This window comes from Granulicella sp. L46, from assembly GCF_009765785.1.
Lineage (GTDB): Bacteria > Acidobacteriota > Terriglobia > Terriglobales > Acidobacteriaceae > Granulicella.
Genome location: NZ_LMUT01000012.1, coordinates 1,645,257 through 1,654,270 on the forward strand (window position 1 = coordinate 1,645,257; position 9,014 = coordinate 1,654,270).

The window sequence follows — 9,014 nt, forward strand, 5'->3', positions numbered from 1 at the left end:
TCAAAGGGTGTTGAGGCGTCGCCGAAACACTGTCGAAGATGTTCCGCCCCGCTATCGTTCAAAGTCTGGGGGCTGCGTTTCCATCCCCAAGAGTTTCAGTTCTCATCTTCGCGGTTACAAACTGTGCTGGGAACCGCTCGCTCTTGTCGCGATGTGTAACAGCACCAGTTCATGTATTTGCGAACGGTCATCAATGTAAGTACTTTTTGATCTGATCCGCAGTACGTTCGAGCATGCTTGTCGAGCAAACCTATAAACGGGAAACACTGCACCATTAACTTTTCGGCATTCACGCACGAGCCTGTAACCTTTCCTTACTTCGCCTCTCCAATAGCTGCGCGCAGAGCGACCATTCCATGAGCGTTGCCTTCATAGACAACACTTGGGTCTTCTTTGCGCGCAAATTCTCGCCCTTCCAAGGAGTAGAAAATGTTGAAAGCAATTCGTGGCCTATCGACGATCGCGATTGGGATTGGATGCTTATTCCCAGCCATGCTCGCCAGCGCGCAAACCAGAGGAACAGAAACGTTCTTTGTCATGTCGAATAACGCCGACAAGAACCAGGTAATTGAATTCGTTCAGAACTCCGATGGGACAGTTGTCGCAAAGGAAACCTTCGATACGCAAGGCAGGGGCACTGGAGGGGTGAACGATCCCCTTGAAGCGCAGGGCTCGCTGACCTTGAGTGCAGACCGCTCGCTCCTGTTTGCCGCGAACGCGGGGAGCGGCGATATCACTGTCTTTCAGGTCATCGGGGGACGCCTGATTTTCCTCAATAGACAAGCATCCGGCGGCAGCAATCCGGTGGCCATTGCTCAATCGCAGAATCGCGTTTATGTCCTCAACCAGGGTGGCGCGGGCAGCGTTGTTGGCTTTCAAATGGGCTTCCGTGGGCAACTGCTTCCCATTGCTAATTCCACCGCATTTCTCTCTGCCAATGCGGCCGGCGGATCATCGATTTCGATCAGCCCCGATGGCCAGACCCTCGCCGTGGTGGAGCGTCTCACCAACAATATCGATACGTTCCACATCAATGCGAACGGTACATTGGGCACTCTTGTTGCCAATCCCAGTGCTGGAGTTGGAGCCTTCTCAGGGCGGTTCGCTCCCAATGGAAAGCTGATTGTTTCTGAGACGGGTTCTACCATTTCTGCAATCTCTTCCTACGCGGTGAATTCTAATGGAACGCTCTCCGCAGTTACGCAGAGCTTGACGACCAACGGCTCCGCCAACTGCTGGAATGCCATCACTCCGAACGGCGCTTTTGTTTATGCATCGAATGCTGGTACTTCGAACATCTCCGGATTTTCGATCGGCAAGAACGGCGCCTTGACCGCGCTCAACTCGTCCTCTATTGTCGCAAGCAATCCGGAGAACGCCACCAACCTCGACATCACGATCAGCGGTGATGGCAAGTTCTTCTACTCGCTCAACGCGATGGTCGGAACCGTGGGTGTCTTTGCCATCCAGCCCAACGGAACACTATTGGAAGTGGATGAGATTCCAGGGTTCACCGCGGCGGAGGGCTTCAACGGTATCGCAGCACTGTAATTGCAATTGGGCTATGCCCGTTGCCGCCCACGCGGGTAACCCCTTTGCCTGCGTGGGCAGCATCTCCTCAACAAGTCTCTCCCTTGAGATTTCTGTGGCGCGCAGGTTCGACGGTACCAAGCAGCACTCAGGGGAGGCACAACGTCGGAAAGGTCACGCAGGATTACGACGATAGTGGGTAGGTGAGATGAATATTGTTCCGAAACGCTCGGTTCCGCATAAGGCACATGTCATTGTGCCTATGTAACAACATCCTCGACGTTTCATGACAAATTAATGCCAGCCGTGCCGCTCTTTTTCCGCATCAATTGAGTGGTTGTCGTATTGGTCGCTGTAACCTTTTACCGAATCTCACCTCTAACGGTTGAGGCCGGATTCGCGTCTGCCCGATTTCGGTCGCGCTCGATCGATTGCGATCTAACTAAAGACCCTGCGTGCCGAAACTGAAGCGCGCAGCTTAACCATCGCGAGGGAAAACTTAGATGAATAAATTTGGAATTTTGGCAACATTGCAGGCACGTCCAGGTAAAGAGGCAGCCGTCGAACAATTTCTTAGTTCGGCGACTCCGCTCGTAGCAGCTGAGGTTGGTACGACGGCTTGGTTCGCATTCAAGATTGGGTCGGCAACGTTTGGCATCTTTGACACCTTCAAGGATGACGAAGGACGTAATGCACATGTAACCGGTGAGGTGGCAAAAGCGCTCTTTGCTCGTGCCGAAGAGCTATTCGTCTCTCCGCCACAGATTCAGATGGTCGACATTCTCGCGGAAAAGCTCTGAATCAGGATTTACTTTTTTGGGTTAGAGTGGGCCTTCGATAAAGCAGCATTTGAAACTGGGCGGTTCGACGAAGGCGGAGCTCAAGCGGACCGCCCATTTGGCCCTTCGTCATCTGGGTTACTGAGCCTTATCATGGCTGCTCCGGCTGCTGAGTCCTGTGCTCAACAGACCTAGGTGAGCGCAAAAGCGCCGAGTCATCCATCAAACCTTGGACAAGCTCGACTCTTGTACCTCGTCTCCAAGTGACGAAACATTTGGAAGTTGTGACGTGCCTGAAATGTCACGTTTTCGGAAAGTATGCACTGGCGTGTCCAGCCCAGTGAACTCATCGCAATGTAGGTGGGCCGTCCGACTGCAAGGGAAAAGTTGAGGGTGAAGAAAGTCTGCGTCAATGTGCCCGGCCTGTTTGTGGAGATGTGTCTCCTGCCAAGATGAGATACGCCGCGCAGCGGTGTCGCTGAGGTCTCTTCGGTGAGACAATCGTTCGCGAAAACAGTGATACCCTTTCTGAGCAGCAGCCCTTTGTTTCAAACGATCAATGACACGAGACGTCGGAACCAGGTAGCGTTACCTATTGGAGAAAGAGCTTGCTTGAACAAAACACACCAGTAGCCGACAAGCATCATGACGCGATGAACCGCCGTTCATGGTTAATCAGCCTCACCAGCCTGTTTTTTAGCCTTCTTCAGAGCGCCTGCACCGCATTCATGGCACTCAGCGGCCTCCGTCTCTTAATCGGCGTCGGCTCTCTTGCCGCGGCGGCGGCAGGCGCACGGTTCCTTGATTCGATCCATGGTGCGGTGGTACGCATTCCTATGGAAATTGTTGCGGTGGCCGGCTCCGTCATCAATCTGTATGCAATATGGCGAGTTCGCTCGCTACGCGCCAGGCCTTCTTCTCAATGGCGGGTTGGGCCAGTGACTCCAGAGAAAAGGCGTGCCGAATCGATCCAGATAGCGCTTGCGATTCTCACCTTGCTGCTCGTGGGTGTGGAATGGGCCTTCCACATTTATCTCCACGGTTCGATCTAGTCCCCTGAATCCTTACGCGTCCGCGCCTCGTTGCTCTCAATCTCCTGAGCCAGTCTTGCATGGAGACGTTCGCTGTACCCAATGGGTAGTTCGAATACGCGATCGTCGGCGGTGAGCACCACGATGTTGCGTGTGGAGTCGAGAATCGCGGAACAGATCTCACAATGCTCCAGGTGTCGCTGCACCAGCTCCTTGATTTCAGGCGATAAAGAGTCGTCCAGATAATCAGAGAGGTAGTTCCAAACGTGTTTGCATTCTATGACCACTGAAACCACCTCCTCCGTGGATTTGCATTCTTGAGTTTCGGTGCAAGCTCCTTCTGCATCATCATGCGCGCGCGGTGCAACCGAACTTTCACTGTGCCCGGGGTGATCGTGAGTGCCGTGGCCGTCTCTTCAATGGAGAACTCTTCCACATCGCGCAAGAGCAGGACTTCGCGATACAAGGGGGAAAGATGGCCAATTGCCTCTATCAGTATGGCGCGAATCTCCTTTCGCTCCAATGCTTCAGACGGAACCTCACGCCAGTCGCGCAAGAGCGTCGGCGAAATGCGGCCACCTTCTCCCGTTACCTGGTCGAGCGATTCCATGGGCACCGTGCTCTGTCGCCGCAATCGGCTGCGCGCTTCATTCAAGGTGATGCTGATGAGCCAGGTACTGAACTTCGCCTGCCCCCGGAAGTCGGCAAGCTTTCGAAATGCCTTCAGGAATGCTTCCTGTGCTACATCTTCAGCATCCGGCTCATTCTTCATGAAGGAAAGCGCCATCTTGTAAACGCTACGCTCATAGGGTCGAATCAGTTCGTGGTATTGCCGCGTGTCGCCAGCAAGTATCGCCGCGATCATTTGCGCCTCGTCACGATCCGGATGTTCCACATTCATACCAGTCAGGCCTGCTCCTTCAGGCGTTTCAGGATGAGCGCGTCGAGTGATAGCCATCCTGCTCCAAAGATGAGTACCAGCAGCGATGCGAATAGAAACGTGTACGGGTCTGCGACGTAGAACTTGCCCGGATCGGAGAAGATAGAAACGAGCGCGTCATGGTCCCCTGTCCAATAAGCCACCATCATGTTAGCAGCGAGCAGGAGGCCTACCAGGCGCGTCCCCAAACCGACAATCAGCAGCAAGCCCCCGAAGAATTCGAGCCCTGCAATGAAATGGGCGTTCGCAGCCGGAAACGGAATGTTGAGACTGGTGAAGTAAGCGGTGATCTTCGCCAGGTTATGCAATTTGCCCCATCCAGCCTGCGCGAATTGCCAACCCCAATAAAGCCGGACCGCTAATAGAAACGGCGACTGCAGCAGGGAGACCTTCCCTGATATTCCAAAGTACCTCTTAATCCACTGCTTCATATTGGCCTCAGCTTCCCGGGATCAAAAAGAACGCAGCAAACTACGTGCGCCCATCGTCGTCCGGCAGAGTCATTCATGGCATTAGAGAGGCAAAGAGCGTAATGGTTACAGGCCGGACCCAATCGGCGGCGAATCGTTGATTCAGCGAACGTTTATCTTGCGATTTATTTTCTTCGCCGCGCAGAAAACCTGTAACCTTTGCAACCCGTGTCGCTCTCATGTGTGAAAGAGGCTTGGATTGGCATCCAAAAGGTCCTCTAATACGGAATTTTCGACCGATGCACAGTCGCAATCTTCCACAACCATCACGTCCAGCGCGGGGAATTGCGCGGCCCAACTACGAAAGGTGTTCCTCATGAAAAGCACTACCGTACACAACCTGGCCCTCGCGGCCGCATTCGCCGGGCTTCTTGGCGGAACATCCGCCCGCCTCAATGCCCAAACCACTGCTCAGAACAGCGCGCCATCCGCCAATGCCGGTCTTATCCTGGTCGCGCAAAACCAGGCGCCGGCACTTCCCAAACACTCCTGCAAAGGCAAGAATGACTGTAAGGGGCAGGGTGGCGGCGACGCGAAGCATGCCGGCAAGAACAGCTGCAAGGGCAAGGGAGCTTGCGCCACCGACGGTTCCAAGACCCCGAAGGTATAGCTTCTGGTGTTGGAGGCTTGCGAAGGTGCTCAAACCTCCAACACCGTCCTCCTCTCCGCCACGAACGGATCTCGCCATGCCAGCAAACAGATTCAACGCGTTTACTGATTACGGTGTCGGTATTGGACTGCGCGTGCCACACTACGACCACATCCTCTCCCAAAAGCCGGTGGTCGATTGGTTTGAAATTATCTCCGAAAACTACATGGTCGGTGGCGGCCATGCGCTCAAGGTCCTCGATCAGATACTGGATCAGTACAGGGTTGTGCAGCATGGTGTCTCGATGTACTTCGGTTCTGCGCAGCCGCTCAATCGGGAGCATCTCAGGCGACTCAAGGAGCTGACGAAACGCACCAATACCCCCTGGCTGTCTGACCATCTCTGCTGGGGCAGCGTCGACGGCCGCTACACCCACGATCTGCTGCCACTGCCCTACACATTCGAAGCGATCCGGGCGACGGCTGCGCGCATTCGTGAGGTCCAGGATTTTCTTGAGATCCCCATCGCCGTAGAAAACGTTAGCAGTTATGCCGAGTTTCACGAGTCGGAGATGACGGAGTGGGAGTTTCTCAACGAGGTCGTTCACGCCGCAGACTGCGGCATCCTCCTCGACGTGAATAACATTTATGTCTCCTCCCAAAATCACGGCTTCGATCCCATGGAGTATGTAAATGCGGTCGCCCCCGACCGGGTCGCTCAGATTCATATCGCGGGGCACTCAAAATTTGAGAGGTATACGCTCGATACGCACGATCATCCTGTACTCGATCCGGTGTGGAAGTTGTATGCTCGCGCCATCGAACGCGTCGGACCCACGGCTACCTTGCTCGAATGGGACGACAATATCCCGACCTTCGATGAAGTTCATGCGGAAGCTCTCAAGGCAAACCGATATCGCCCCGAAGGCAACGCCGACGCTCTGCCTTTGCCGATGGAAGAGCGCGAGGAGGTGGAGGCATGACGCTACTCGAGTTCCAGCGCCGCATGGCGGAAGATGTAAGCCGCCCCTTAACTGCCGGCTTCATGATGCAGGAGGTAGGCCCGGACGGCTCGTCTGTCGCGGAGTCCGTCGCCAACTACGTTAAACCCAACGGTAGGCTTTCATCCTTTGAACGACTTGAGATCTACAACCGGCAGTATTGGTTTCGCTTGATCGCCGCAGTATCGGAAGATTTTCCGGCTTTGAATGCGATGCTCGGCCCGAAGCGCTTCGACGAGCTTATCCTCAACTACCTCGAGGAGAACCCGTCGACCTCCTTCAACCTGCGCGACCTTGGTGCACAATTGCCATCGTGGCTTGAAGATCACCCAGAGTTCACGGGAGCACATCTTGATCTCGCCGTCGATGTGGCACGTTTGGAGTGGGCCTACATTGAAGCCTTCGACAGAGCCGCAATGCCTCCTCTCGACGAGACGGATCTTGCCGCGCTTCAACCCACGAGCGTGTTGGCACTGCAACCTCATCTTCAATTGCTCGCACTGCGCTATGCCGCGGAGAAGGTGGTTCTCGCAGTGCACAAGAACAAGCCAGATGTTGATATTGTCAGCAGTGCCGTCATAGAACGGAAGACATCCAGGCAAGTCCGGCTCCCGAAACCCAGGCGATCCCTGACGTATCTGGTAGTCCACCGCTACCAGAATTCGGTCTACTACCGGCGCATCGACCGTGGAGCATTCTTGTTGCTGTCAGCGATTCGAGAGGGCAAACCACTTGCGATCGTCGTGGATAAAGCTTTCTGTCAAAGCGGGTTGTTACCAAGTGCTCGGGCGAAGAAAATTCGTCAATACTTTGTGCACGCAGCGGAGCTGGGATGGCTGATAGCAAATCCTGCATAGTATCCTTGTGAAGCACAGGGGTTGTGTTAGCGCAAACTCGAACTTCATCCCCAATAGAGGGTTGAGTTTGTCTCCATAAAACTGTCATAGCGGGTCGATTTCAGGGTTTCGGAGAGCTTTTTGACTTGCATGCTGCTGCTTCTAAATGACTTCTAGGTGGGACTCTAACCTACAACCCTTCGGTTCAGCTGAAGTTGCCGAAAACCCGACTTTCGAGGAAGTCCGGCGGAACAGGCAACGATCAATCAACACGAGCGCAAGTCACAGGACTAACTCAGTCCCTTATTGTGTATTAGACCCTGCACCCGACTTTTCACTTCATCTCGAATTGCCCGGACCTCCACTAAAGGAAGTCCCTTTGGGTCGGGAATCGGCCAATCGTCTATACGTAGACCTGGAACATAGGGGCACTTGTCACCGCAGCCCATCGTGATGAGGAGTTGGGCATCCTTCGCCATCTCCTCCGTAAGCTTCTGGGGCTTTGCCCGGCTGAGGTCGATGCCGATCTCCTGCATGACGGCCTGCACTTCGGGGTGAAGGCGCTCGCCCGGCTCTGTACCGGCTGATACGGCCTCCGCTTTCCCAGGGGCTGCAAGCTGATTGAAGAACGCGGCGGCCATCTGGGATCGTCCTGCATTATGTACGCAGGCAAAGATTACCTTGAGCACGTGAGTTCCTCACTTATGAGCAGCAGCCGGGCGCGCGGCATGGGGTAGCGGCCGCAGTGGTTTGAGGTTTGATTGCATACACCTTCACACTTGCCGCCGCTGCGTTCACATCGTGCTTGCTCAGAAGGTCTGACAGCTCCTCGTGCAGCGTGGCCGATTGCGCATCAAGTGCAGGAGTGCAGCAAGAGCCTTTGTCCATAGCCGGAGAGCAGCAGCCGGATTGATTCTCTACCTTCGCGTATGCGTTCAGGTCTGCGCCGCTATCCACGATCTCCACATGTTCGAATCCAGCAGCCAGCAGCCCGGAGCGGTAGTCATCAAACTGATAGCGCCACCAATACAGCCCACATAGGCAGCCATGCTCTTGGCGATGGCTTCTGGCAGTTCACCCTTGAGCGCGATGTCACTGACCGCGAGGCGTCCGCCGGGCTTGAGGATGCGGGTAATCTCTCGAAAGACAGCAGACTTATCCGGGGCAAGGTTGAGAACGCAGTTGGAGATGACGCAATCGACCGAGGCATCAGGCAAAGGGACGTTGTCGATGGTGGACTGGTGGAACTCGACATTGGTGTATCCACCAGCCTCTGCATTCGCCCTCGCGCGTTCGATCATGGCCGGTGTCATGTCGATACCGATGGCCTTACCCTCCGGCCCTACCATCTTCGCAGCGAGGAAGACGTCGAGCCCGCCACCGGAGCCAAGGTCGACGACAACCTCACCGGGCCGAGGGTGCACCGTCGCTGTGGGATTGCCGCATGACAAACCCATGTTCGCTTCTGCGGGAATCGACGTTAGCTCCTCTGCCGAGTAGCCGAAAGCCTCAGCAACCGCCTTCACGCCTGCGTCATTGTTGGAAAGCGTACTCTCTGCGACCGCGCCATACTTCGACCGCACTGAATCGAGAATCTCTTCCGTCATGCCATCACCTCCGGGTAACACATTCGCCAAGGTGAATATATGTCGCCGATAACCCGACTTTTGGGGAACCCGGAGACATAGCTCTCCAGAGCGCAATGAGCACATTGGCCGTTCGGCGCCAACTAAAATCGATCCTGATAGGCGGCACAATTCGGTTCATTCAATGATTCCACAAGACCGTGGCTGAGACGCCGAAGGGAGGCCGGAACAAGCGCAGCCTCGATGCGGAAGC

The 9,014-nt window shown here is 55.0% G+C and carries 11 protein-coding genes; 6 read left to right on the plus strand and 5 right to left on the minus strand.

All coding sequences use genetic code 11. From position 1 onward, the window contains the following. Positions 1–492 precede the first annotated feature (492 nt). The 3 genes from GSQ80_RS16380 (at position 493) to GSQ80_RS16390 (ending at position 3,361) form a co-directional block, all read left to right on the plus strand. On the plus strand, positions 493–1,551 hold the full coding sequence (locus tag GSQ80_RS16380) for a beta-propeller fold lactonase family protein (RefSeq protein WP_254059686.1): 1,059 nt from the start codon (positions 493–495) through the stop codon (positions 1,549–1,551). Between the two features lie 482 nt (positions 1,552–2,033). Continuing rightward, the gene (locus GSQ80_RS16385; protein ID WP_158788624.1) at positions 2,034–2,330 is read left to right on the plus strand and encodes a putative quinol monooxygenase; all 297 of its coding nucleotides are present in this window, start codon (positions 2,034–2,036) and stop codon (positions 2,328–2,330) included. 587 nt (positions 2,331–2,917) lie between these two features. After that, entirely contained in the window at positions 2,918–3,361 is a 444-nt protein-coding gene (locus tag GSQ80_RS16390) for a hypothetical protein (RefSeq protein ID WP_254059687.1), read from the plus strand. Here GSQ80_RS16390 and GSQ80_RS16395 read toward each other — a convergent pair. The 3 genes from GSQ80_RS16395 to GSQ80_RS16405 are packed head-to-tail and all read right to left on the minus strand — an operon-like array spanning position 3,358 to position 4,711. After that, positions 3,358–3,627 (minus strand): anti-sigma factor, encoded by a 270-nt coding sequence (locus GSQ80_RS16395; RefSeq protein WP_158788625.1) that lies wholly within the window; start codon positions 3,625–3,627, stop codon positions 3,358–3,360. The genes GSQ80_RS16390 and GSQ80_RS16395 overlap by 4 nt on opposite strands. Next, positions 3,618–4,241, minus strand: a complete 624-nt coding sequence (locus tag GSQ80_RS16400) for a sigma-70 family RNA polymerase sigma factor (RefSeq protein WP_158788626.1) — start codon at positions 4,239–4,241, stop codon at positions 3,618–3,620. Before GSQ80_RS16400 ends, GSQ80_RS16395 begins: the two co-directional genes overlap by 10 nt. A gap of 5 nt (positions 4,242–4,246) precedes the next feature. After that, complete coding sequence (locus GSQ80_RS16405) at positions 4,247–4,711, minus strand: DoxX family protein (protein WP_158788627.1); 465 nt, start codon at positions 4,709–4,711, stop codon at positions 4,247–4,249. A 355-nt stretch (positions 4,712–5,066) separates the two neighbouring features. Here GSQ80_RS16405 and GSQ80_RS16410 point away from each other — a divergent pair, with 355 nt between their 5' ends. The 3 genes from GSQ80_RS16410 to GSQ80_RS16420 all read left to right on the plus strand — a co-directional run bounded on the left by GSQ80_RS16410 (position 5,067) and on the right by GSQ80_RS16420 (position 7,196). Then, complete coding sequence (locus GSQ80_RS16410) at positions 5,067–5,360, plus strand: hypothetical protein (protein ID WP_158788628.1); 294 nt, start codon at positions 5,067–5,069, stop codon at positions 5,358–5,360. Between the two features lie 76 nt (positions 5,361–5,436). Then, positions 5,437–6,321, plus strand: coding sequence for a DUF692 domain-containing protein (locus tag GSQ80_RS16415; RefSeq protein WP_158788629.1), 885 nt, complete (start codon positions 5,437–5,439; stop codon positions 6,319–6,321). Further along, a complete protein-coding gene (locus GSQ80_RS16420; protein ID WP_158788630.1) occupies positions 6,318–7,196 on the plus strand; it encodes a DNA-binding domain-containing protein in 879 nt (292 codons plus the stop codon). The genes GSQ80_RS16415 and GSQ80_RS16420 overlap by 4 nt, the downstream gene beginning before the upstream one ends. A 269-nt stretch (positions 7,197–7,465) precedes the next feature. Here the strand turns inward: GSQ80_RS16420 and GSQ80_RS16425 are convergent, their stop codons facing one another. Together GSQ80_RS16425 and arsM are read right to left on the minus strand one after the other, a co-directional pair. After that, positions 7,466–7,864 carry an arsenate reductase ArsC gene (locus GSQ80_RS16425; protein ID WP_158788631.1) on the minus strand — a complete coding sequence of 133 codons (399 nt, stop codon included), beginning with the start codon at positions 7,862–7,864 and terminating at the stop codon, positions 7,466–7,468. A gap of 246 nt (positions 7,865–8,110) precedes the next feature. Next, positions 8,111–8,782, minus strand: coding sequence for an arsenite methyltransferase (gene arsM / locus GSQ80_RS16430; protein ID WP_216850348.1), 672 nt, complete (start codon positions 8,780–8,782; stop codon positions 8,111–8,113). Positions 8,783–9,014 lie beyond the last annotated feature (232 nt).